The 22,724-nt window shown below is 71.5% G+C and carries 20 protein-coding genes and 2 pseudogenes; 6 read left to right on the top strand and 16 right to left on the bottom strand.

Going from position 1 to position 22,724, the window contains the following annotated elements:
- Positions 1-64: 64 nt before the first annotated feature.
- Together J7E96_RS09540 and J7E96_RS09545 are read left to right on the top strand one after the other, a co-directional pair.
- Positions 65-364, top strand: a pseudogene (locus J7E96_RS09540) (DsbA family protein); the annotation flags it as partial.
- Between the two features lie 69 nt (positions 365-433).
- Positions 434-1,495 (top strand): aminotransferase class V-fold PLP-dependent enzyme, encoded by a 1,062-nt coding sequence (locus tag J7E96_RS09545; RefSeq protein WP_215129467.1) that lies wholly within the window; start codon positions 434-436, stop codon positions 1,493-1,495.
- Between the two features lie 73 nt (positions 1,496-1,568).
- On the opposite strand, the gene J7E96_RS09550 is transcribed toward J7E96_RS09545, so the two are convergent.
- Entirely contained in the window at positions 1,569-2,075 is a 507-nt protein-coding gene (locus tag J7E96_RS09550; protein ID WP_215129468.1) for a MarR family winged helix-turn-helix transcriptional regulator, read from the bottom strand.
- A gap of 118 nt (positions 2,076-2,193) precedes the next feature.
- Here J7E96_RS09550 and J7E96_RS09555 point away from each other — a divergent pair, with 118 nt between their 5' ends.
- Complete coding sequence (locus J7E96_RS09555; protein ID WP_215129469.1) at positions 2,194-3,264, top strand: alkene reductase; 1,071 nt, start codon at positions 2,194-2,196, stop codon at positions 3,262-3,264.
- 92 nt (positions 3,265-3,356) lie between these two features.
- Here the strand turns inward: J7E96_RS09555 and thpD are convergent, their stop codons facing one another.
- The 5 genes and pseudogenes from thpD to J7E96_RS09580 form a co-directional block, all read right to left on the bottom strand.
- Positions 3,357-4,271: an ectoine hydroxylase gene (thpD, locus tag J7E96_RS09560; protein ID WP_215129470.1), complete on the bottom strand. Its 915-nt coding sequence runs from the start codon at positions 4,269-4,271 to the stop codon at positions 3,357-3,359.
- Positions 4,272-4,274: 3 nt separating this feature from the next.
- Positions 4,275-4,673 (bottom strand): ectoine synthase, encoded by a 399-nt coding sequence (locus J7E96_RS09565; protein ID WP_215129471.1) that lies wholly within the window; start codon positions 4,671-4,673, stop codon positions 4,275-4,277.
- A gap of 52 nt (positions 4,674-4,725) precedes the next feature.
- Positions 4,726-5,994, bottom strand: coding sequence for a diaminobutyrate--2-oxoglutarate transaminase (gene ectB, locus J7E96_RS09570; protein WP_215129472.1), 1,269 nt, complete (start codon positions 5,992-5,994; stop codon positions 4,726-4,728).
- A 58-nt stretch (positions 5,995-6,052) separates the two neighbouring features.
- Positions 6,053-6,586 (bottom strand): diaminobutyrate acetyltransferase, encoded by a 534-nt coding sequence (ectA, locus tag J7E96_RS09575; RefSeq protein ID WP_215129474.1) that lies wholly within the window; start codon positions 6,584-6,586, stop codon positions 6,053-6,055.
- A gap of 301 nt (positions 6,587-6,887) precedes the next feature.
- Positions 6,888-7,998 (bottom strand): annotated as a pseudogene (locus J7E96_RS09580) (alanine--glyoxylate aminotransferase family protein).
- Between the two features lie 98 nt (positions 7,999-8,096).
- On the opposite strand from J7E96_RS09580, the gene J7E96_RS09585 reads away from it, so the two are divergent.
- Together J7E96_RS09585 and J7E96_RS09590 are read left to right on the top strand one after the other, a co-directional pair.
- Positions 8,097-9,188 (top strand): amidohydrolase family protein, encoded by a 1,092-nt coding sequence (locus J7E96_RS09585; RefSeq protein WP_215129476.1) that lies wholly within the window; start codon positions 8,097-8,099, stop codon positions 9,186-9,188.
- Between the two features lie 175 nt (positions 9,189-9,363).
- A complete protein-coding gene (locus J7E96_RS09590; protein ID WP_215129478.1) occupies positions 9,364-10,311 on the top strand; it encodes an SCO1860 family LAETG-anchored protein in 948 nt (315 codons plus the stop codon).
- A gap of 216 nt (positions 10,312-10,527) precedes the next feature.
- On the opposite strand, the gene cobC is transcribed toward J7E96_RS09590, so the two are convergent.
- The 6 genes from cobC to cobM are packed head-to-tail and all read right to left on the bottom strand — an operon-like array spanning position 10,528 to position 17,085.
- Entirely contained in the window at positions 10,528-11,589 is a 1,062-nt protein-coding gene (gene cobC, locus J7E96_RS09595) for an Rv2231c family pyridoxal phosphate-dependent protein CobC (RefSeq protein ID WP_215129480.1), read from the bottom strand.
- Positions 11,573-12,487, bottom strand: a complete 915-nt coding sequence (locus J7E96_RS09600; RefSeq protein WP_215129482.1) for a sirohydrochlorin chelatase — start codon at positions 12,485-12,487, stop codon at positions 11,573-11,575. Before J7E96_RS09600 ends, cobC begins: the two co-directional genes overlap by 17 nt.
- Entirely contained in the window at positions 12,484-13,098 is a 615-nt protein-coding gene (locus J7E96_RS09605; RefSeq protein ID WP_215129484.1) for a precorrin-8X methylmutase, read from the bottom strand. Before J7E96_RS09605 ends, J7E96_RS09600 begins: the two co-directional genes overlap by 4 nt.
- On the bottom strand, positions 13,098-14,990 hold the full coding sequence (gene cobJ / locus J7E96_RS09610) for a precorrin-3B C(17)-methyltransferase (RefSeq protein ID WP_215129486.1): 1,893 nt from the start codon (positions 14,988-14,990) through the stop codon (positions 13,098-13,100). The genes J7E96_RS09605 and cobJ overlap by 1 nt, the downstream gene beginning before the upstream one ends.
- On the bottom strand, positions 14,987-16,261 hold the full coding sequence (gene cbiE / locus J7E96_RS09615) for a precorrin-6y C5,15-methyltransferase (decarboxylating) subunit CbiE (protein WP_215129488.1): 1,275 nt from the start codon (positions 16,259-16,261) through the stop codon (positions 14,987-14,989). The genes cobJ and cbiE overlap by 4 nt, the downstream gene beginning before the upstream one ends.
- Entirely contained in the window at positions 16,258-17,085 is an 828-nt protein-coding gene (gene cobM / locus J7E96_RS09620; RefSeq protein WP_215129490.1) for a precorrin-4 C(11)-methyltransferase, read from the bottom strand. The genes cbiE and cobM overlap by 4 nt, the downstream gene beginning before the upstream one ends.
- Before the next feature lie 92 nt (positions 17,086-17,177).
- Between cobM and J7E96_RS09625 the strand changes: the two genes are divergently transcribed.
- Positions 17,178-17,903, top strand: a complete 726-nt coding sequence (locus J7E96_RS09625) for a ZIP family metal transporter (RefSeq protein WP_215129492.1) — start codon at positions 17,178-17,180, stop codon at positions 17,901-17,903.
- 17 nt (positions 17,904-17,920) lie between these two features.
- Here the strand turns inward: J7E96_RS09625 and cobI are convergent, their stop codons facing one another.
- Genes cobI through J7E96_RS09645 form a run of 4 tightly spaced genes read right to left on the bottom strand, consistent with a single transcriptional unit; the run spans position 17,921 to position 22,723 of the window.
- Positions 17,921-18,658: a precorrin-2 C(20)-methyltransferase gene (cobI, locus tag J7E96_RS09630; protein WP_215129539.1), complete on the bottom strand. Its 738-nt coding sequence runs from the start codon at positions 18,656-18,658 to the stop codon at positions 17,921-17,923.
- 14 nt (positions 18,659-18,672) lie between these two features.
- Complete coding sequence (locus tag J7E96_RS09635) at positions 18,673-20,061, bottom strand: cobyrinate a,c-diamide synthase (protein ID WP_215129494.1); 1,389 nt, start codon at positions 20,059-20,061, stop codon at positions 18,673-18,675.
- On the bottom strand, positions 20,055-20,654 hold the full coding sequence (gene cobO, locus J7E96_RS09640; RefSeq protein ID WP_215129496.1) for a cob(I)yrinic acid a,c-diamide adenosyltransferase: 600 nt from the start codon (positions 20,652-20,654) through the stop codon (positions 20,055-20,057). The genes J7E96_RS09635 and cobO overlap by 7 nt, the downstream gene beginning before the upstream one ends.
- Complete coding sequence (locus J7E96_RS09645; RefSeq protein WP_215129498.1) at positions 20,654-22,723, bottom strand: putative cobaltochelatase; 2,070 nt, start codon at positions 22,721-22,723, stop codon at positions 20,654-20,656. Before J7E96_RS09645 ends, cobO begins: the two co-directional genes overlap by 1 nt.
- Between the last annotated feature and the right edge of the window lies 1 nt (position 22,724).

Genomic DNA, 22,724 nt, shown 5'->3' on the forward strand with positions numbered 1-22,724 from the left:
TTATCGAGGGGGCGTTGACCTGCGGGGATGAACGCACGAAAGCCCCGCCCACGCGGCTCGGGGGAGACCCAACTTCGCCGAGGAGCGGTCCGTCTTCGACCCGCGCGTGCTGCTGGATCTGGCGGTGGAGGCCGGACTCGACGCCGACGAGGCGCGAGCGGTACTGGCCGACGAGAGCGCGTACGCCGCCGAGGTGCGTGGCGACGAGCGCGAGGCGGCCGAGCTGGGGGCGAACAGCGTGCCGTTCTTCGTCTTCGACAGGCGTTACGGGATCTCCGGCGGCCAGCCCGCCGAGGTCTTCACCCAGGCGCTGGAACAGGCGTGGGCCAGCCACGTCGCCGACCGCAGCACGAGCAACGCATAAGCATTGCTTGGAGGTGCGCGCCAAATATACGCAATGGACGGGGAGTTGAGGAGGTAGCAGAGTAGGGGCATGAAGCCCCTTACTCTCACCGAAGCCGTGAGCGCGGAGTTCGCGCCGGAGACCACGTACCTCAACACCTCCACCTGCGGGCTGCTGCCCCGGCGTGGCGTCGAGGCCGTCAAGGCCGCGGCCGAGCTCAACGCGACCGGCACCCCCGGCGGCGGGGACAGTTATGACGCCGTGGTCGCCGCCCGCGCCTCCTACGGGCGGCTCGTCGGCGTCTCCCCGGAGCGGGTCGCCGTCGGAAGCTCGGTGGCCGTCCACGTCGGGATGATCGCGGCCTCACTGCCCACGGGAGGGGAAGTCCTGTGCCCCGAGGGTGATTTCGCCTCGGTGGTCAACCCATTCGTCGTCCGCGGGGACCTCAAGGTGCGGTACGTGCCGCTGGAGGACCTGGCCGAGTCCGTGCGCCCGGAGACCGAGATGGTCGCCTTCTCCGCGGTGCAGTCCGCCGACGGCCGGGTCGCGGACCTGTCCGCCGTACGGGCCGCTGCCGCCGCCCACGGCGCCCGTACGCTCGTCGACTCGACCCAGGCGGTGGGCTGGCTGCCCTTCGACGCGGGCAGCTTCGACTACACCGTCGCCGGTGGTTACAAGTACCTGATGGCGCCGCGCGGCGTGTCGTTCCTCACCGTCGCCGAGGACGCGCAGGAAGCCCTCACGCCGCTCCACGCGGGGTGGATGTCCGGCGAGGACATCTGGGCCAGCACCTACGGTCCCGTGCGGCAACTCGCCCGCAGCGCACGCCGGTTCGACGAGCCGCCGCCCTTCCTGCCGTACGTCGGCGTCGAGCAGTCCCTCGCGTTCCTGCTGGAGGTCGGCATAGAGAACGTTCGGGACCACAACCTCGCGCTCGCCGCACGCTACCGCGAAGGACTCGCGTCCCTCGGCCACACCCCGGTGCCCGCCGACTCCGTGGTCGTCGCCACCGCGGGCCTCGCGCACCGGCTCGACGCGCTGACGGCGGCGGACATCGTGGCCTCGGTCCGGGCGGGCAACCTGCGGGCGTCGTTCCACCTCTACAACACAGGCGCCGACGTGGACCGGGTGCTGGACGTGCTCGCCGGCTGAGCGCCGTCGCCGGACGGGCGGGCGGGTACTTTCACGCTCGTCCGGCGATTGAGTACGCCCCGCGCCCCCCGGCCTACACCTCGGCGTCGCACGCCCCGTCCGTCGCCGCCGCCTCGCGCGCCTGCGGGCAGAGGTTGCCTTCCACATGGCCCAGCAGCCTCAGCAGCTCCTTGCGCTCGGGCTCGTCGAGTCCGGCCAGTGTGATCTCCTCCAGCCGCTGCCACGCCTGCTCCACCTGCGCCTTCAGGCCGCAGCTCGCCCCGGTCGCCTCGACGAGCGCGGCCCGCCGGTCGGCGGGGTCGGGGCAGCGGCGTACATGGCCGGACTGCTCCAGGCGCTGGAGCATCTTCGTCACCGTCGACGGGTCGAGCCCGACCGCCTTGATCAGCTCCGACTGGCGCACCGGGCCCGCGTCCCACAGGTGCATCATCACGAACTCCTGGCCGGGGTAGAGGCCGAGGTCGCGCAGGAGCCTGCCCGCGGCAATGCGGTGGAGCCGCGCCGTCTGAGAGATGGCGTGGCTGACCGGGCCGCCGCTCGCGGTGCTCGGCGGCTCGGGACAGGCGGGGTCGGCCTTCATGAGAACTCCTTGTGGGAACTGTCTGGAGCAACTTTACCTTGGTCGGCCAAGTAATGCGCTACAGTGGCTCACGCCGGATTACTTGGCCGACCACATATCTCCTTTGGGGGCTGCTGCCATGACCACCGCTTTCGAGTCGTTCGACCTGTCGGGTACCCCGCTTGCCAACCGCATCGTGATGGCCCCGATGACGCGCAGCCGCGCCGGGGAGGGCGGCGTACCCACCGAGCTCACCGTCGAGTACTACACCCAGCGGGCCTCCGCGGGGCTGATCGTCACCGAAGGCGTCCAGCCCTCCGTCGTCGGCCAGGGCTACCCGTTCACCCCCGGCCTGCACAGTGCGGAGCAGACCGCGGGCTGGCGCAAGGTCACCGACGCCGTGCACGCCGCGGGCGGCCGGATCTACGCGCAGCTCATGCACTCCGGCCGCATCGGCCACCCCGTCCTCCTCCCCGACGGGCTCGTCCCGGTCGCCCCGTCCGCCGTCGCCCCCGCCGGACAGCTCTACACCGCCGAGGGCATGAAGGACTTCGTTACGCCGCGCGAGCTGACCGGCGCCGAGATCCGCGAGACCATCGCCGACTTCGCGGCGGCCGCCCGCAACGCCATCGACGCCGGCTTCGACGGCGTCGAGCTGCACGGCGCCAACGGCTACCTGATCCACCAGTTCCTCTCCACCAACACCAACCTGCGCACCGACGAGTGGGGTGGCTCCGTCGAGAACCGTGTCCGCTTCGCCGTCGAGGTCGCCAAGGCGGTCGCCGAGGCGATCGGCGCCGACCGGACCGGCCTGCGGATCTCCCCGGCCAACCCGTACAACGACATCGCCGAGGCCGACACCGACACCGTGTACCCGGCGCTCGTCGAGGCCATCGCGCCGCTCGGCCTCGCGTACCTGCACGCCGTCGAGGTCGCTCCCCAGCAGCGCGAGCTGCTGCTGGAGCTGCGCGCGAAGTTCGCCGGCGCCTTCATCCTCAACCCGGCGACCGAGGGCCCCACGGACCACGGTTCGCTCGCCCTCGTCGAGGACGGCGTCGCCGACCTCGTCGCGTACGGAGCACTCTTCCTCGCCAACCCGGACCTGCCGGCCCGGCTGCGGACCGAGGGCCCGTACAACACCCCGGACCCGGCCTCCTTCTTCGGCGGCGACCACAAGGGCTACACCGACTATCCGGCGCTTGCTGCCTGAACCGCCTGAACCGCGTGAAACGCAACGCGGGCGGGACCGGTTCCACCGAACCGGTCCCGCCCGCCTTGCCGTGGCCGTCGTACGGCCGAGCCTCACCTCACCGGCGTGAAGTCCCTCGCCCCGATGAATTCCGGCCGCCGTACGGGCGCCGCGAACGGCTCGACCGCCGCGTTCTCCACGCTGTTGAAGACGATGAAGACGTTGCTGCGCGCGTACGGCGTGATGTTGTCACCCGAGCCGTGCATCGCGTTGCAGTCGAACCACGTCGCCGAACCGGCCTTGCCCGTGAAGAGCCTGATGCCGTGCCGGTCCGCCATGCGCGTCAGCGCCGCGTCCGACGGGATGCCCGCGTCCTGCATCTGCAGAGAGCTCTTGTAGTTGTCCTTGGGCGTTCTGCCCGCGCAGCCCAGGAACTCCTTGTGCGAGCCGGGCAGGATCATCAGGCCGCCGTTGGTGTCGTAGTTCTCGGTCAGCGCGATCGAGACGGACACGGTCCGCATGTTCGGCAGACCGTCCTCGGCGTGCCACGTCTCGAAGTCCGAGTGCCAGTAGAAGCCCGAAGCCCCGAAGCCGGGCTTGACGTTGATCCGCGACTGGTGGACGTACACGTCCGAACCGAGGATCTGCCTGGCCCTGCCGACCACCCGCGGGTCCCGGACCAGCTGCGCGAAGACCTCACTGATGCGGTGAACCTCGAAGACCGAACGTACGTCCTGGGACTTGGGCTCAATGATCGAGCGTTCGTCCGCCCGCACCCCCGGGTCGCTGACCAGCCGGTCCAGCTCGGCCCGGTAGAGCGACACCTCGTCCGGGGCGATGAGCTGGTCGATGGCGAGGAAACCGTCCCGCTCGAAGCCCATGAGGTCGTCGGCCTCGATGGGGCCCGGCGCGCCCGGCGCGGACCAGACGACCGGGTCCTGGCGGGGGGTGGTCACCTCGGCGGCGCCGCGCGTCGGGTAGAGGTCGGCGCGTGGGGTCTCGGTGCGTGGGGTGAGTACGTCGGTCATGGTTCAGACCTCCTCGGTCAGCAGCGGGTAGACACCGTTCTCGTCGTGGTCCTCCCGTCCGGTGACGGGAGGGTTGAAGACGCATACGCAGCGGAAGTCGGTCTTGGGGCGCATGGTGTGGCGCTCGTGGCCGTCCAGCAAGTACATCGTGCCCGGCGAAATCCAGTGCTTCTCGCCGGTCTCGTCATTGGTGAGCTCGGCCTCGCCCTCCGTGCACAGGACGGCCTCGATGTGGTTCGCGTACCACATCGACGTCTCCGTACCCGCGTACAGCACGGTTTCGTGGAGCGAGAAGCCGACCTTCTCCTTGGCGAGCACGATGCGCTTGCTCTCCCAGGTCCCGGAGGCGGCCTTCACATGGCGGTCGGTGCCCTCAATGTCCTTGAACGATCGGACGATCACGTTGAGTCGAGCCCTTCTGTGTTACTGCGGTACTGCGTTGAGCAGTCGTGGGTCAGGCGGTCTCGCGGACGGAGCGGGCCAGGATGCGCAGCCCCTCGTCCAGTTCCTCGGGGGAGATGGTGAGCGCCGGCAGGAGCTTCACGACCTCGCTCTGCGGACCCGAGGTCTCCAGCAGCATGCCCAGTTCGAAGGCGCGGCGGCAGACCGCCGTGGCGCGCGCCTTGTCGGCGAACTCCATGCCCCAGACCAGACCGCGGCCCCGGAAACTGACACCGGCGCCGTCGTTCTCGTCGGCGATGGCCAGCAGCGCCCGCTCGACCTGCTCGCCGCGCGCCAGCGTCTGCTTCTCCATCTGGCCGTCGGCCCAGTAGGTGTTGAGCGTGGCGGTGGCGGTGACGAACGCGGGGTTGTTGCCGCGGAAGGTGCCGTTGTGCTCGCCCGGCTCCCAGACGTCGAGTTCGGGCTTGAACAGGCACAGCGACATGGGCATGCCGTAACCGCTGATGGACTTCGACAGGGTGACGATGTCCGGCGTGATGCCGGCCTCCTCGAAGGAGAAGAAGCCGCCCGTACGGCCGCAGCCCATTTGGATGTCGTCGACGATCAGCAGCATGTCCTGGCGGTGGCACAGGTCCTGGAGCGCGCGCAGCCACTCGGCGCGTGCGACGTTGATGCCGCCCTCGCCCTGCACCGTCTCGACGATCACAGCGGCGGGCTTGTTGAGGCCGGAGCCCTGGTCGTCGAGCAGCCGCTCGAACCACAGGAAGTCCTCGACCGTGCCGTCGAAGTAGTTGTCGAACGGCATCGGCGTGCCGTGTACGAGCGGTATGCCGGCGCCGGCCCGCTTGAAGGCGTTGCCGGTGACGGCGAGCGAGCCCAGCGACATGCCGTGGAAGGCGTTGGTGAAGGACACGACCGACTCGCGGCCCTTGACCTTACGGGCCAGCTTCAGGGCCGCCTCGACGGCGTTGGTGCCGGTCGGGCCCGGGAACATCACCTTGTACGGCAGGTCGCGCGGCCGCAGGATCACGTTCTCGAACGTTTCCAGGAAGGCGCGCTTGGCGGTTGTTGCCATGTCCAGGCCGTGGGTGATGCCGTCGCGCTCGATGTAGTCGATCAGCGCGCGTTTCAGCACCGGGTTGTTGTGGCCGTAGTTCAGTGACCCGGCGCCGGCGAAGAAGTCGAGGTAGGTGTGGCCGTCCTCGTCGTGGAGGTGGCTGCCCTGCGCGCGGTCGAACACGGCCGGCCAGCTGCGGCAGTAGCTGCGTACCTCGGATTCAAGGGTCTCGAAGACGCTCAGGGCGGGAGGAGTGATGGTCACAGCGGTCTCCTGGGAGAGGGGGAAGAAGTCAGGGGGGAGCGGGAGGGCAGGGGGCGCGTCAGGAAGCGATCGGGCCGATGCGGTACAGCACCTCGGGCAGGTGTGTTCCCTCGGGGAAGAGCTCTCCGTCGAAGAGGACTTCGCGCTCCAGGGGTACTCCCCGGCGCTCGGCGTACGAGGTGAACAGCCGGTCGGAGGCGGTGTTGTCCGGCGTCACGGTCGTCTCGATCGTCGTCACTCCCTGCCGGGCGGTGACCTTCTCGGTCAGTGCCTCCAGGAGCGTGCCGGCCAGCCCGCGGCCGCGGTGGCCGTGGTCGACGGCGACCTGCCAGACGACGAGCGTGTCGGGGCGCTCGGGACGTACATAGCCCGTGATGAACGCGATCGGCTCACCCCCTGGGCTGTCTCTTGCCACGACGGAGGTCGCTGCGAAGTCGCGGCACCACAGCAGATAGCTGTACGAGGAGTTGAGGTCCAGGGCCTTGGAGTCGCGGGCAATGCGCCAGATCGCGGCTCCGTCCTCCACTCGCGGAGCTTCGATCTGCAGGAATTCGCTTCGGGCACGTGCAAGGTCTGCTTGTGCGGCGGTCATGCCGATGAAATTTACCGAGCAAATTCAAAAAGTGCATCGTCGGAAGGGGTTGGGTCAGAGCCCTTCTTGTGTTATCGCGCGGGGGCGCGCTTCGCGCGAGCAGACTGCAAATACGGGTGATTTGACCGTAAATATACGGGCAAATCGCACTCATTGTGGGGTCCGTCACATGATCGAAACCGCCTGGATCTCTCGTTGAAATCTTGGCGTTTAGGGTCGGAGAAACCGGGCAGAAGAAAACGGGAAGCTGCGCTGATAAAGCAGCTTCCCGTTTTCCGTTAATTCTCTGAATTCATGGAATCTATTCGCTGGGCCAGGTTTCCGCCACGGCCTTTCGGGCAGCTTCGGTGTCGACCCCCCGCACACCCGATCCGCTCAGTGCCGCACCCAGTGCGGCGAGTGACGACTGGACCACACCCCGCCTGGCATCGACACCGTAGTGACTGACCCGGATCATCTCCTTGGCCAAGCGCCCCGCCGCCCGCGATCAGCGGCAGCGACGGGTCGGAAGCCAGTGCCTTCGCGACGATCTCCGACGCGTCCACCCCGGCGGGGGTCCGCAGCGTCGTGGCGACCGGCGCGGCGTCCCGCGCCGCGTGCACGTACGGCTCCAGGTCCCCGCCCAGCGCGACCGCGCCCGCGCGGGTGGCCGAGGCGGCGGCCAGGTGCCTGGCCTGCACCGCGGCGAGCCCTTCCGCCTCGATACGCTCCAGACACGCCTCCAGCGCCAGCACCTCCAGCTGCGCGGGCGCGTGCGGCAGCGCCTTGCGGCCGCCGTCGATCCACCGCTCCTTCCAGTCCAGGAGGGAGAGGTACGAGCGGCGCGGGGCGGCGGGGTTCGCGGCGATCCGCTCCCAGGCACGGGTACTGACCGACACCGCGGAGGCCCCGGCCGGCCCGCCCATCGCCTTCTGAGCCCCGATCACGCACAGGTCGACGCCCCACGCGTCGGGCAGCAGCGGCTCGGCGCCCACCGAAGCGACCGCGTCGAGCATGAAGAGGGCGCCGTGGGCCCGTACGACCTCACCGATCTCGGCCACCGGGTTCGTGTTTCCGGTCGCCGCCTCGGCGTGCACCAGCGAGACGAAGTCGATCTCCGGGTGCTCGTCCAGCGCCTGCCCGATCTGCTCGGCGGAGACCGCCGTGTGAAAGGGGACGGTGAGGTCGAAGACGGCCGCGCCGCAGTCGCGCAGCCAGTTGCCGAAGGTCTGCCCGTACGGCCCGGTCACCACGTTCAGCGCGGCCGAGCCGGGTCGGGCCCCGCCGCGGATGCAGCCTTCGAGGGGAAGCAGCGCCTCGCCCTGCATGATGACCACGTCCTGCTCGGTGGAGAGCAGCGCGGCGACCCGCCGTTCGACGGCCGCGAAGTGCGCGGCGGTCAGCGGGGCCAGGTCCAGAAGCGGGTGTGTCACGGCGGAGCTCTCTTCGGATCTTCGGATCTTCGAAACGGTGGATCAGCGGTGCTGCCTCACGCGGATGAGCGTAGTCGCCCCCTCGTAGAGTGCTCTGTATGAGTGAGCGCATGGTGCTGCGGGTGAAGGGGCGGGTGCTCGCGGGGCCCGACGACGTACGGGACGAGCTGTGGGCCGTGGACGGCAGGATCACGTACGAACGGCCCGCGGGCGTACGCGACGAGCAGGTCGTCCACGGCTGGGCGCTGCCCGGCCTGGTCGACGCGCACTGCCATGTCGGACTCGACCGGCACGGCCCCGTCGACGAGGCCACCAGCGAGAAGCAGGCGCTGACCGACCGGGAGGCGGGCACGCTGCTGATCCGCGACGCCGGGTCGCCGTCCGACACCCGCTGGATCGACGACCGCGACGACCTCCCGAAGATCATCAGGGCGGGGCGGCACATCGCCAGGACGCGCCGCTACATCCGTAATTACGCCCACGAGATCGAGCCGGGCGACCTGGTCGCGTACGTCGCCCGCGAGGCGCGGCGCGGCGACGGCTGGGTCAAGCTCGTCGGCGACTGGCTCGACCGGGAGACCGGCGACCTGGGCGCGTGCTGGCCGCGCGGCGAGGTGGAGGCGGCCATCGCGGAGGCGCACCGGCTCGGCGCCCGCGTCACCGCACACTGCTTCGCCGAGGACTCGCTGCGTGACCTCGTCGAAGCCGGCATCGACTGCATCGAGCACGCCACCGGCCTGACCGATGACACGATCCCGCTCTTCGCCGAGCGCGGCGTCGCGATCGTCCCGACCCTGGTCAACATCGCGACGTTCCCGCACCTCGCGGACGGCGGCGAGGCGAAGTTCCCGCGCTGGTCGGCGCACATGCGGGAGCTGCACGCGCGCCGGTACGACACGGTCCGCGCGGCGTACGACGCGGGCATCCCGGTCTTCGTCGGCACGGACGCGGGCGGCTCGCTGGCCCACGGACTGGTGGCGGACGAGGTCGCGGAGCTGGTGAAGGCGGGCATCCCGGCGATCGAGGCCCTGTCGGCGACGGCATGGGGAGCGCGGAAGTGGCTCGGGCGGCCGCTGCTGGAGGAGGGCGCGCCCGCCGACCTCGTGGTGTACGACGAGGATCCGCGCGCGGATGTGCGCGTACTGGCGGCCCCGCAGCGGATCATCCTGAACGGCCGGATCGTCGGCTGACGGCGAGAGATTCGAATACGGGATCGGAAACCCCCCTTTGGGGTGAACTCACGTCACGTCGCTGACCGTTCACTCCAAGTGCGTAAGTATTCCTGTGTCTCAGCCGCCCCGGCGCCCACGTGTCCCCGTGGAGTGCGCCGGGCGGCGCCGTGTCACTTGTGGGGGTTCCACCGCTTTGAACAGCACCTTCTTCAGCATGCCCGCACGCCGGTCCGCAGCCGCCGCGGCTGCCTTCGCCCTGACCGCGGGCCCCGCTGCCGCACTGCTCGCCGCCGCTCCGGCGGCGTACGCCACCGGGGGTGGCGGCGAGGGCCGGGCGAGCGCCGTCGTACTCCGTACCGGTCTTGACATCTCGCTGCTCAACAAGTCCGTCAATGTGCCGCTCAGGGCCGCGCTCAACGAGGTGAACGCCCCGGCGAGCGCCGAAAAGACCGCGCTGACGGTCCAGTTGGACGGCGTGGAGCAGGGCAGGCCGGTCAGCGTGCTGCGCGCCGACGTGGCCACGGCGAAGGCGACGGCCGACGCGCACAAGTCCGAGGGACACGTCAGCCTCGCGCGCGCCAGGGTCCATGTGCCCGGGCTGCCGCTGCTCTCGCTCATCGAGGTCGAGAAGGTCACGTCGAAGGCGCTGTGCGCGGCGGGAAAGCAGCCGGTGGCCGAGTCGAACGTGCTGGGTGCGGTGACCGTGCTCGGCAGGAAGGTCACCCTGTCGGCGGGCGGGCCGACGCGGGTTGATGTGCCCGCGGTGGGCGTGGTGACGCTGGATCTGTCGAAGACGCATACGACGTCGCGTACGGCGGCTGCCACGGCCCTCGAACTGAAGGTGTCGGTGAACCCGCTCAAGCTGAACGTCGCCGAGGTCGAGGGCACGGTGACGCTCGCGGGGGCGACGTGCGAGTCGCCGAAGCCGCCGGTGGTGAAGGAGGAGCCGAAGGACCCCTTGGCGCCCGCGCCGGAGCCTGACGTAAAGCCCCAGACGGCGCCGGCGACGGAGGCGAACCTGGCCGAAACGGGCGGCAGTTCGACGACTCCGTACCTCGCGGGCGGCGCGGCGCTGTTCCTGGCGGCGGGCGGCGGCGCGCTGGCGGTAGCGCGGAGCCGGCGGACGCGTAACGGGGCCTGACACGGAGGCGGGGCCGGGGGTGCCCTGCGGGGCTTCCCTACCCGCCCCTTCCCGAACCTGGGGCGCTGCCCCAGCCCCCGGTCCTCAAACGCCGGACGGGCTGAAGTGGAGGGGGCAAATCCAGCCCGTCCGGCGTTTGAGGACACGCCCGTAGGGCGTCGGGGGCCGGGGGCCTGCCCCCGGTGTCGGGAAGGGGCAGGCAGGGGAGACGGGGCCTCAGCGCCCCACCAGCGTCAGTGCCTGGTCCAGGGCCTGGAGGAAGCGGCCTGTCGTGACCCGGTCGCGTACGGCCAGGCGGAGCCACTGGGGGCCGAGGCCCGGGAACGTGTCACCCCGCCGCACCGCGAAGCCCAGGCCCCGCAGGCGTTCCCGTACCTCGTCGGCCCGTTCCATCCGCAGGAGTACGAAAGGACCCTCGGCCGCCTCCACCGCCCGCACCTCGTCGAACTCCGCCAGCCCGGCCAGCAGATGCGCCCGGTCGGCGGCCACCCGCCGCGCGGCCCGCGCCGCCTCCGCGAGCGCCGCCGGACCGACGCACGCCTCCGCGGCCGTCAGCGCCGGCGCCGACACCGGCCACAGCGGCTGCGCCCGCTCCAGCGCGGAGATCGTCTCCGGGCCGGCCAGGACGTAACCGATGCGCAGGCCCGCCAGACCCCAGGTCTTCGTCAGGCTGCGGAGCACGACCAGGCCGGGTACGTCCGTACGCCCCGCCAGCGCCTGCGGCTCGCCCGGCACCGCGTCCATGAACGCCTCGTCGACCACCAGCGTCCGCCCCGGCCGCGCCAGCCCGGCAATGGCGGACGCCGGGTGCAGCACGGACGTGGGATTGGTCGGGTTGCCGATCACCACCAGGTCCGCGTCCTCGGGGACGTCCGCCGGAGCGAGCCGGAAGCCGTCCTCCTCACGCAGCAGGACCCGGCCGACCTCGTGGCCCGCGTCCCGCAGCGCCGCCTCCGGCTCCGTGAACTGCGGGTGTACGACGACGGGCCGGCGCACCGCGAGAGCCCGCGCGAGCAGCACGAACGCCTCCGCCGCGCCCGCCGTCAGCAGTACCCGATCCACCGGCAGCCCGTGCCGCTCCGCGACCGCCGCGCGCGCGGCCCGCCCGTCCGGGTAGGCCGCGAGCGTGTCGAGGGAGGCGGCGATACGGGCCTTCAGCCAGGCCGGGGGAGTGTCCGCCCGTACATTGACCGCGAGATCGGTGAGATCGCCCTCCCGTACCTCGGCGTCCCCGTGGTGCCGCAGATCGTGAGCGGCGGCGTCAGTGGGCGTGTGCATGGCTGCCTGGGTGCGGGTGGTGATGGTGGTGGTGGCCGTCGTCGTCCGGGTGGAAGTGCGGCTGCTGCGGCGCCCCCACCTTGTCCTCGAAGCCGGGCAGGGCGATGCGGTAGACGCAGGAGTCGCAGTTCATGCGCAGGTCACCCTTCACCGCTTCCCGGTAGCGCTCCATCACGAGGTCCATCAACTCCTCGGTGGGGCCGATCACATCGGCCGAGGTCACCCCGGTCGCGGGGTGCGCCTCGGCCCAGTCCCGAGTCTGCTGCCGCACCCGGTCCGGCAGGATCCCGGTGAAGAGGAAGTACGGCAGGACCACGATGTGCTTGGCCCCGAGCTTCGTGCAGCGGTCGAGTCCGCCAGGCACGTCAGGTGCGGCGAGCGAGACGAACGCGGTTTCCACACCCGCATACCCACGTCCCTCCCAGAACAGTCGTGCCGCCTTGTACACCTCGGCGTTGGCGTCCGGATCGGTCGAGCCCCGGCCCACCAGCAGCACGGTCACCTCGGACCGGTCCAGGTCGTCCCCCAGCACCTCGTCCACCCGGCGCTCCAGCACCGCCAGCAGCCCCGGGTGCGGGCCGAGCGGGCGGCCGTAGGTGTACGAGATGCCCGGGTGGCGCTCCTTCTCGCGCGTGAGCGCCGCCGGTATGTCGCCCTTGGCGTGACCGGCGGAGACCAGCATCAGGGGAACGGCCGCGAAGCGCGTGACCCCCCGCTCGACCAGGCCGGTGACCGCGTCACCGAGCGGCGGCGGGGACAGCTCGATGAAGCCTCCCGCGACGGGCAGTTCGGGGTGACGCCTGCCCAGCTCCTCGACGAAGTCGCGGAACGCGCCGGCTCCGGCTTCGTCACGGGTGCCGTGTCCGGCGATGAGCAGTGCGGGGGGCGCGGTGGTCACGCGTTCTCCTTGGTGAGGGGGGTGGAGGTGGTGCTGGTGAGAGGGGTGTAGAGGAGGGCGTTCAGCGCCGCCGCCGCGACCGCCGAACCACCCTTCTCCGAGACGTTGCTGACAGCCGGCAGCCCGCTTTCGCGCAGCGCCGCCTTGGACTCGGCCGCTCCGACGAAGCCGACCGGCAGGCCGATGACGAGCGCGGGTTCGGCGTTCAGGACCAGCAGCTCCTCCAGCGCGGTGGGCGCGCAGCCGATCACCCACACGGCGCCGGGCCCCACCTGCTCGTACGCCAGCCTGATCGCATGGGCGCTGCGGGTCAGTTCCGGCCCGGCCACGGCCTCCTTCAGCCGGCACACGGTCTCGCGCCGGGTGATGCCCGCCGCGACCATCTCCACGTCCACGACGACCGGCGCACCGGCGTGCAGTGCGCGGTGCGCGGCTTCGAGCGTGCGCTCGTCGCAGACCAGGTCGGTGGCGTACTCCAGATCCGCAGCCGAGTGGATGACCCGCTCCACGACGGCCCGCGTCAGCGGCGCGAAGTGCGACGTGTCGAGGCGGGAGCGCAGGCGCCGGAAGGACTCCTGCTCGATGGGATGCACAACCCTGTCGGTGGTCATCACGAACCCTCCGTCTGCTGCCAGCGGTAGCCGCGCGGCGTCACCATGCGGCCGGCGATCTCGCGGGCGGCGGTGTTGCCGACGACCACGACGGTCATCATGTCGACGGTCGCCGGGTCGAGCGCGGCGATCGTGGTGAGGCGGCTTGTTCCGTCCGGTCGGGAGGCGTTGCGTACGACACCGACGGGAGTGGTCGGCTCGCGGTGCTCCGCGAGGATCGACAGCGCCTTGGGGAGCTGCCAGTCGCGGCCCCGGCTGCGCGGGTTGTAGAACGTCACGACGATGTCGGCCTCGGCGGCGGCCCGTACGCGCCGCTCGATGACCTCCCACGGCGTGTGCAGGTCGGAGAGGCTGATCGAGACGTGGTCGTGGCCGAGCGGTGCGCCCAGGATCGCGGCGGCGGCGAGCGCAGCCGTCACCCCCGGAACGCCGACGACGTCGATGTCGTCGCTCGCCTCGGCGAGCGCGGGCGACGCCATGGCGTACACGCCCGCGTCACCCGACCCGATCAGCGCGACCGCGTGCCCGGCGCGGGCCTCGGCGACGGCGGTACGGGCCCGCTCCTCCTCGGCGCCGAGCCCCGACTCCAGGACGCGTGTCCCCGGCCGCAGCAGGTCCCGGATCTGGTCGACGTACTGGTCGAGCCCGACGAGCACCGACGCACGCCGGATCTCCTCCCGCGCGCGCGGGGTCAGCAGATCGCGCGCACCGGGCCCGAGCCCGACGACGGCAAGCCGCCCGCGCGGCTCCTTGCGTACGACGGCACAGGTGGCCATCGCCGCACGCCCCTCGGGCGTGGACTTCCGCTTGGGCACGAGGAGTTCACCCCCGCCGACGAGCGCGGCGGCCTCCGCCACGGACGGCGTACCGACGGCGGCAAGCGGAGCCCCCGAGGGATTCGGTACGTCGATACGGGCCAACTCCCCGGCGGCGTACGTCCGCAGAGGCACACCCAGCCGAGCCGCCGCTTCCACGATCCCGGCCTCGTCGGCCTTGGCGTCGACGGTCGCGAGCGCGGCGACGGACCGCACGGAAAGCCCGGCGGAGGCCAGCGTCTCCGCCACGAGCCCGAACACCTCATCGCCGGAAACGCCCTTGCTCGCCCCCACCCCCACCACCAGCGACGGCGGCCGCAGCACGACTTCCCGCTCCCCGATGTCGAGCAGCCGGTCGCTGACGCGGACCACGGCGGGCGCGCTGTGCGCCCCGTCGTCCACGGCGGCCACCGAGGCCGCCGAGGCCGCCTCGGCGAGGACACCGGCGGAGACGGTCGCAGCCATGGCCGCGGGCAACCCGCCCACAGGCACAGCAGCAGCCGCAAGGGCGTCGGCCATGCCGGCGGCCGTCCCCGCGTCACCACTCCCCTCACGAGCCTGCTCGTCGCCCGCAGCCGGCGCCGCCACATTCGACGGCAGCGGCGGAAGCGGCCACACCGTGTCCGCCTCCAGCGTGACCGGGCCGCCGTCCAGGATCGCCCGCGTCACGGCGGCCGTCGCACCCTCGACGGGCCAGCCCAGGGCGTCCAGGCCGGGGATGTCCGTGGCGTCCGTCGCCGTCGTGATCACCGGGGCGCAGCCCAGGACGCCCGACACCGCGAGCGCCAGCTCGTTCGCGCCGCCGCCGTGGCCGCCGATGAGCGACACCGCGTGGCGCTGCGCCTCGTCGACGCACACCACACCGGGGTCGGACGCCTTGTCCGCGAGGAGCGGGGCCACCAGCCGTACGACCGCACCCGTCGCGAGGAAGCACACCAACTGCTCGCATTCCGCGAAGGCGCGCCCGACGGCCTCCCGCACCGGGCCGTCGTACACCTGCGTACGCCCGGGCCAGGCCGCGGCCAGCCGGTCGCGGGCCGCGGCGCCTGCCGCCGTGGCGGAGATGAGGCCGATCACTGAACTGCTCCTTCACTTGCCGGTTCCGCGGGGCGGTGGCCCCACAGCAGAAAGACAGGGTTGGTGGCCGCGAGCCGGGTCACGTCCCCCGGCAGCGGCGCGAGCCGCGACGACTGCAGCAGTACGCCCTCGGGTTCGAACCCGGCGGACGCAAGGGCCGCCCGTACGGCGGGCACCCGGTCCAGCGCCGCCAGCGCCACCACGACCGTGCGCCGCGCACTGCGCGCGCACGCCGCGACGATGGCGGGCAGTTCGCGCCCGCCCCCGCCGACGAACACCGCGTCGGGCTCCGGCAGTTGGGACAGGACCGTCGGCGCCGCGCCGTGCACGGTCTGTACGTCGACCCCGTGCGCTGCGGCATTGGCCCGGATACGTTCCACGCCGTCGCAGGTCTTCTCCACCGCGATCGCCGCCGCCCCCAGGCGCACGCACTCCACGGCCATGGACCCCGACCCCGCCCCGATGTCCCACACCAGGTCACCCAGGCGCGGGCCGAGCCTGGCGAGCGCCAGCGCCCGTACCTCGAACTTCGTGATCATCGAGTCGCGGTGCTCGAACGCGGCCTCGGGCAGCGCCCATTGAGCCGGGCCGGTGCCCCGCCCCGCGACCGTCCGCTGCACCGGCGCGAGCGCCCGCGACTCGTCCAGGCACACGACGACGCTGACCGCCGCCGGCCAGTCGCGGGCCGCCGCCTCGGCGGGGGAGAGGCGCTCGACGCTCTCACCGCCCGCCGGATCGCCGAGCGCGGACGCCACGACGAGGGTGCGTGCGATGCCGGTACGGGACAGTGCGGCGCCCAGTTCGGCGGGCCCGGCGCCGGGCCCGGTCAGGACGGCCGTCTTCGGGTGCGCCCGGCACACGTTCACGGCGGTCCGCAGCGCCCGCCCGTGCGCACTGACCACGACCGCGTCGTCCCAGGGCAGCCCGAGCCGCGCGAAGGCGACCGCGACGGAGGGCGCCCCTGGACGTACATCCAGGGCATCCGCACCGAACCGCTCCGCCAGCGCCCGTACGATCCCGAAGAACCCGGGGTCCCCGGAGGCCAGCACAACAACCCCGGCATCCGCCTGGTCCGCCCGCTTGGCCAGGTGCTCCGCGACGGCGTCCAGCGCGGGCGCGAGCGGCCCGAGCACCACCCGGGCCACGCCGTCCGGCAGCCCGGCGGCGTCGAGATGCCGCCGCCCGCCGACGACGAGCCCGGCGGCGTCGAGCGCCGTACGGGCGTCGGGGGAGAGCGGGGCGCCCGTTCCCGTACCCACAACAGTGATCACGACCCCGACTTCTCCGACTTCTCCGCCCGCAGCGCGGCCCGCGCGGCGCGGTCGGCCCGCCGGAACCCGTGGAAGTGACCGGGGTGGTAGAGGTGCGAGCGCGTACCGGAGGCGGAGAGCGCGGGCCCGACCAGGAAGAGGGTGTGCTTCCAGAGCTTGTGCTCCTTCACCGTCTCCTCCAGCGTCGCGATGGTGCAGGGCAGCACCAACTCCTCGGGCCAGGTGACCTGGTACGCGATGACGACCGGCGTGTCCGTCGGGTAGCCGCCCTCCAGCAGCTCCGCCGTGAGCTGCCCGGAGCGGGCCGCCGACAGGAAGACGGCCATCGTCGTACCGTGCCGCGCGAACTCCCGCACTTCCTCACCGGGCGGCATCGGCGTCTTGCCGCCACCGAGCCGCGTCAGGATCACGGACTGCGCGACCTCGGGGATCGTCAGCTCGCGCTGCGCGATGGCGGCAACGGCCGAGAACGACGAGACCCCCGGCACGATCTCGACGTCCAGACCCAGCTCGTCGCACCGGTCGACCTGCTCCTGCGTGCCGCCCCACAGGGCGGGGTCGCCGGAGTGCACGCGGGCCACCTTCAACCCGTCCCGCACTGCCCGCTCGTACACCGCGACCACGTCCTCCAGGGACATCGCGGCGGAGTCGAGGATCTCGGCGCCCTCGCGCGCGTGCTCCAGGATCTCGGCCTGTACGAGGCTCGCCGCCCAGATGACGACATCGGCGTCGGCGATCGCGCGCGCGGCACGGAAGGTCAGCAGGTCCGCGGCGCCGGGGCCGGCGCCCACGAAGGTCACCTTGCCGGTGGGGGCATCGGCCATGAGTGGGGTTTCCTCTCGGGAATCAACGGTGAATCGACTTGAAGCTGATCTTGGATGTGCGCAGCAGGGGGTCAATCGACTAGCAAGAGCACATGGCGGTGTTCGTCGCGCTCGGCGCGTTCCTCATGACGCTTTTCGGTGGCTGGGTGGCGCTGCGCGTCACCGACCGCCGCCACCTGGTGCTGGGCCTGGCCGGCGGACTGATGCTGGGCGTCGTCGGACTGGACCTGCTGCCGGAGGCGCTGGAGGCCGCGGGCGGCGAATTGTTCGGCGTACCGCAGGCCCTTCTGCTCTTCGTCGGCGGGTTCCTGGTGGCTCACCTGGTGGAGCGCCTGCTCGCCGGACGCCAGGCGGCGCACGGCGCTGCGAGCGCGGAACGCGTCCCTCAGGTGGGGCTGACGGCGGCCGGCGCCATGGTCGGCCACAGCCTGATGGACGGCATCGCGATCGGCGCGGCCTTCCAGGTCGGCGAGGGCATGGGCACGACCGTCGCGCTCGCCGTCATCACCCACGACTTCGCCGACGGATTCAACACGTACACGCTCACGAGCGTGTACGGGAACGCGCGCCGGAAGGCCGTGGCGATGCTGGTCGCGGACGCGCTGGCCCCTGTGGCGGGCGCGGCGTCCACTCTCCTCTTCACCCTTCCGGAGGAACTTCTCGGCAGCTATCTGGGCTTCTTCGGCGGCGCCCTGCTCTACCTCGCGGCCGCCGAAATCCTGCCCGAGGCCCACCACGAACACCCCGCCCGCTCCACGCTGCTGTGCACGGTCGCGGGAGTGGCCTTCATCTGGCTGGTGGTGGGCATCGCGCACTGAACGGCGCACTGAGCAGCTCACAACTTGCCCCCGCGACCGCCGTCGCGCCGCGCGGGCGCGATGAGGGTGGAGAGGTACGGCAGCGACACGCCCTCCTCCTCAAGCTCAGCAGCGGGCCGAATCGATTCCTCGGCCAGCCCGAGCGCCGACCCCCACACCGCGTCCTCGGTACGCCCCGTCTCGCGCAGCGCGGTCGCGACCTCGCCCGCCAGCCGCCCGAACTTGTACGCCACGACCGTCCCAGGACCCTCCAGGGCCTGCTTGAGCACAGCGGCCCCGGCGGTCACGGGCACGAGTGTGAGCGGCTCGGTCCCTTCCGTCAGTACGGCCCCGCTGCGGGCGGCGAGATCCTGCATGGCGGTGATACCGGGCACGGTCACGACGTCGGTCCCCGGCACCAGCTCCGTGATCGTCTGCGCGAGGTAGGTGAACGTCGAGTAGACGTTGGGGTCACCGATCGTCGCGAAAGCCACCGAGCCGCGCTCCCGCAGCAGTTCGGCGACCCGCGCCCCGGCCGCGTCCCAGGCGGCTTCGCGGCGCGCCCGGTCCTCACGCTCGTTGAGCGCGAAGACGACCCTGACCACCTTTGTGGCATCGACGTAGTGCAGGACGGTCGCCTCGGCCCGCCCGCGCTCGCCACTGTCCATCACGGGAACGACGACAACGGCGGCGTCCCGCAGGGCATTGACGCCCTTGACGGTCACCAGCTCGGGATCCCCGGGCCCGACGCCGACACCGGTCAGTTTTGTGATCATCTCGGTCGTCCCGCTCATCCCGCACACCTCTCGACAAATCTCATGGCCATGCCTGGCTCGGCAGCCCAGTGGGTATGCAGGTAACTCGCATGCACACCCTGTTGTACGAACCCTTCGACCCGCCGCTCCGGCAGATGCATCCCCCACGCGGGAGCCGCACCCGCCCCGGGCTCGATCACCGTCCGGTGAAACTCGTGCCCGCGCAGCCGGGTCCCGACGGTGGCCAGCGAACTCATCGACACGGCGACGGCTTCGCGATACCCGAGCGTCAGCCGCTCCGACATCCGCGCCTCGGCGTCGAGCACCCCGCACATGGGCTGCCCGTCGAGTGACCGCGAGAGATAGAGCAGCCCGGCACACTCGGCGGCAACGGGCGCCCCGGACAACGCAAGCTCGGCAACGGCCTTGCGCAACGGCTCATTACCGGAAAGCTCCGGGGCGTACACCTCAGGAAACCCGCCCCCGATGACGAGCCCACGGGTCCCCTCGGGCAGCTCTTCGTCCCGGAGCGGATCGAACGGCACGACGTCGGCGCCGGCGGCGGCGAGCAGCTCGGAGTGCTCGGCGTAGGAGAACGTAAACGCGGCACCGGAAGCGACGGCAACCACAGGCTTACTCAGCCGGTCCGGCGTTTGAGGACCGGTGGCGGGGTGGGGAAGAAGCCCGCCGCAGGCGACCGCCCGCACCGGATCCCACGCCCCCACACCAAGCTCCGGCGCACTCCGAGCAAGAGCAAGGACCGCCTCCAGGTCACACCCCACCCGCACCTGCTCCGCCAGCGCGGCAACCGCCTCAACCGCCTCGCCCCGCCGCTCGGCAACCGGCACCAGCCCAAGGTGCCGAGAAGGCGTCCGCACCTGCCGCTCACGCCGCAACGCCCCCAACACCGGCACCCCGGACGCGTCCAGCGCCTCCCGCAGCAACTCCTCGTGCCGCGCGGACCCCACCTTGTTCAGAATCACGCCCCCGATCCGCACCTCCGGATCCCAGGACGCGAACCCGTGCACCAGCGCCGCCACCGACCGCGACTGCGAGGACGCGTCGACCACCAGCAAAACCGGCGCCCGCAGCAGCTTCGCGACCTGCGCGGTAGAGGCCAGCTCCCCCTGCCCGGAAGCCCCGTCGTACATCCCCATCACGCCCTCGACGACGGCGAGGTCACACCCGGCCGCCCCGTGCGCGAACAGCGGCGCGATCAACTCCGGACCGCACAAATACGCATCCAGATTCCGCCCAGCCCGCCCCGTGGCCAACGAGTGATACCCAGGATCGATGTAATCCGGCCCCACCTTGTGCGGCGAAACAGCGAGCCCGGCCCCCGCGAAGGCAGCCATCAGCCCCGTCGCGACAGTGGTCTTCCCACTCCCCGACGACGGCGCCGCAATGACGAGACGTGCTACCACTCGATGCCCCGTTGCCCCTTCTGGCCCGCGTCCATCGGGTGCTTTATCTTGGACATATCGGTCACCAGATCAGCGGCCTCAACCAACTTCGCCGGAGCGTTTCGCCCAGTGATCACCACATGCTGCGTTCCCGGCCGGTCCCGCAGCACCTGCACGACCTCGTCGACATCCACCCACCCCCAGTGCATGGGGTAAGCAAACTCGTCCAGCACATAAAGCTTGTACGTCTCGGCGGCCAGGTCCCGCTTGACCTGCTCCCACCCCTCGCGCGCCGCCGCCTCGTTGTCGAGCTGCGCGTCGCGCTGCACCCAGGACCAGCCCTCGCCCATCTTGTGCCAGGCGACGGACCCGCCCTCGCCGCTCGCGCCCAGCACCTTCAGCGCGTTCTCCTCGCCGACCTTCCACTTCGCCGACTTGACGAACTGGAACACCCCGATCGGCCACCCCTGATTCCAGGCCCGCAGCGCGAGCCCGAAGGCCGCGGTCGACTTGCCCTTCCCGATCCCCGTATGCACCACGACAAGCGGCCGATTGCGGCGCTGGCGCGTGGTGAGACCGTCTTCCGGTACGACGCTCGGCTGTCCCTGCGGCATTAGGCTGCCCTCCTGTTGTTGATTCCCTGTACGTCCTTGACGAGCCCGGCGATGCTGTCGGCCCGCAGCTCGTCGAGCGAGACGGCCGTACCGCCCAGCTCCCGGGCCAGATCCCCAGCCAGTCCGAGCCGCACAGGACCGGACTCGCAGTCCACGACCACCGAGGCGACACCCTCCACCGCGTGCAGCCGGGCCGCACGCGCCGCGAGCGCCAGCGGCTCCGGCCCACCGGTAGCCCGCCCATCGGTAACGACCACCACCAACGGACGCCGCGACGGATCCCGCATCTTCTCCACCCGCAGCACGTCATGCGCCTTCAGCAGCCCGGCGGACAGCGGTGTACGCCCACCCGTAGGCAGCGTCTCCAACCGAACCGCCGCCGCGTCCACGGACGACGTGGGCGGAAGCACAAGCTCCGCGTCCTTGCCCCGAAAGGTCACCAGCCCGACCTTGTCCCGCCGCTGATACGCGTCGAGCAGCAGCGACAGCACAGCGCCCTTCACCGCGCTCATCCGCTGCCGCGCGGCCATCGACCCGGACGCGTCCACGACGAACAGCACGAGGTTCCCCTCGCGCCCCTCCCGTGTCGCCTGCCGCAGATCGTCCCGCCGCACCACCAGCCCACGCCCACTGCGCCCCCGCGCCCGCTGATGAGGCGCGGCGGCCTGCACGGTCGCCGCGAGGTGCAACTTGGTGAGCGCCCCCTGCGGCCGACGGGCCCCGGTCGTACGACCGTGCTCGGTACGCGCACGGGACCGACGGCCGGCCGCCCCCTCCCCAAGCCCGGGCACACTCAGCATCTTCGTACGGAACGGCTCACCGGACCTGGCCGCCGCCTGCTCACCACCGGACCCGGCGGGAGCCTGCTGCCCCTCACCGGCCTCGGGCTCGGCGTCACCGGGCTGGTCCGGCGAGTCGGACGACCCGTCGCCGTCGCCATCGCCCTGCGGCGGCTGCCCACCCCCACCAGGCCCGTCCGGATCAGGATCGGGATCCTCATCCTCCGCCCCGCTGTTCTGCTCCAGCGTGTCGTCGAGCTTGTCCTCGTCCAGCCCCGGCGCGTCGAACGGATTGCGCCGGCGCCGGTGCGGAAGCGCGAGCAGCGCGGCCTGCCGTACGTCTTCGGCGAGTACGTCGCTGCGCCCGGCCCAGGCGGCCAGCGCGGTAGCAGTCCGGGCCATCACGATGTCGGCCCGCATCCCGTCGACCTCGAAGGCCGCACAGGTGGCGGCGATCTGCCGCAACGCACCGTCCCCGAGCCGTACTTCGGGCAGCAGCGCCCGCGCGGTGACGATCCGCGCGCGCAGTGCGGCCTCTTCACCGGCCCACTTCGCGGCGAACGCGGCAGGGTCGTCGTCGTACGCGAGCCTGCGCCGTACGACCTCGACCCGCTGATCGGTCTCCCGGGAGGCGGCCACCTCCACGGTCAGCCCGAACCGGTCGAGCAACTGCGGCCGCAGCTCGCCCTCTTCGGGGTTCATGGTCCCGACGAGCAGGAACCGCGCGGCGTGCCGCACGGAGACGCCTTCGCGCTCGACGTACGACGCACCCATGGCGGCCGCGTCCAGCAGCAGGTCGACCAAGTGGTCATGCAGCAAATTCACTTCATCGACGTACAGAATCCCGCGATGAGCGTCGGCCAGCAGCCCCGGCTCGAATGCCTTCACACCCTCGGCCAGCGCCCGCTCGATGTCGAGCGCACCGACAAGCCGGTCCTCGGACGCGCCGACCGGCAGCTCAACCATCCGCGCGGCCCGCGACACTCCCGCCCGTCGCCCGCCACCACCCTTGTCCGAGGCGCTTTGCGCCGCCCCTATTTCTGCGACCTCGTGCGGCCCGTCGGGACACGCGGGGTCGGGGGAGCCCGGGTCACAGGAGAACCGGCACCCGGCGACTACCGCCACCTCGGGCAACAGCGCCGAAAGCGCACGCACGGCGGTGCTCTTAGCGGTCCCCTTCTCACCACGAACGAGCACACCGCCGACGGCGGGCGAGACGGCGTTCAGCAGCAGCCCGAGCCGCAGGTCGTCCATTCCGACGATGGCGGTGAAGGGGTAGGGGGTACTCACG

Origin of the sequence: Streptomyces sp. ISL-96, from assembly GCF_018614035.1 — a bacterium.
Classification (GTDB): Bacteria; Actinomycetota; Actinomycetes; order Streptomycetales; family Streptomycetaceae; genus Streptomyces.

Coding starts and splice junctions, on each gene's coding strand:
- cobI (WP_215129539.1), bottom strand. CDS start 18,658: ATGATCACAAAACTGACCGGTGTCGGCGTCGGGCCCGGGGATCCCGAG.
- cobO (WP_215129496.1), bottom strand. CDS start 20,654: ATGCCGCAGGGACAGCCGAGCGTCGTACCGGAAGACGGTCTCACCACG.
- cobM (WP_215129490.1), bottom strand. CDS start 17,085: ATGGCCGATGCCCCCACCGGCAAGGTGACCTTCGTGGGCGCCGGCCCC.
- J7E96_RS09550 (WP_215129468.1), bottom strand. CDS start 2,075: ATGAAGGCCGACCCCGCCTGTCCCGAGCCGCCGAGCACCGCGAGCGGC.
- J7E96_RS09585 (WP_215129476.1), top strand. CDS start 8,097: ATGAGTGAGCGCATGGTGCTGCGGGTGAAGGGGCGGGTGCTCGCGGGG.
- J7E96_RS09605 (WP_215129484.1), bottom strand. CDS start 13,098: ATGACCACCGACAGGGTTGTGCATCCCATCGAGCAGGAGTCCTTCCGG.
- thpD (WP_215129470.1), bottom strand. CDS start 4,271: ATGACCGACGTACTCACCCCACGCACCGAGACCCCACGCGCCGACCTC.
- J7E96_RS09545 (WP_215129467.1), top strand. CDS start 434: ATGAAGCCCCTTACTCTCACCGAAGCCGTGAGCGCGGAGTTCGCGCCG.
- cobC (WP_215129480.1), bottom strand. CDS start 11,589: ATGCACACGCCCACTGACGCCGCCGCTCACGATCTGCGGCACCACGGG.
- J7E96_RS09625 (WP_215129492.1), top strand. CDS start 17,178: ATGGCGGTGTTCGTCGCGCTCGGCGCGTTCCTCATGACGCTTTTCGGT.
- ectA (WP_215129474.1), bottom strand. CDS start 6,586: ATGACCGCCGCACAAGCAGACCTTGCACGTGCCCGAAGCGAATTCCTG.
- J7E96_RS09555 (WP_215129469.1), top strand. CDS start 2,194: ATGACCACCGCTTTCGAGTCGTTCGACCTGTCGGGTACCCCGCTTGCC.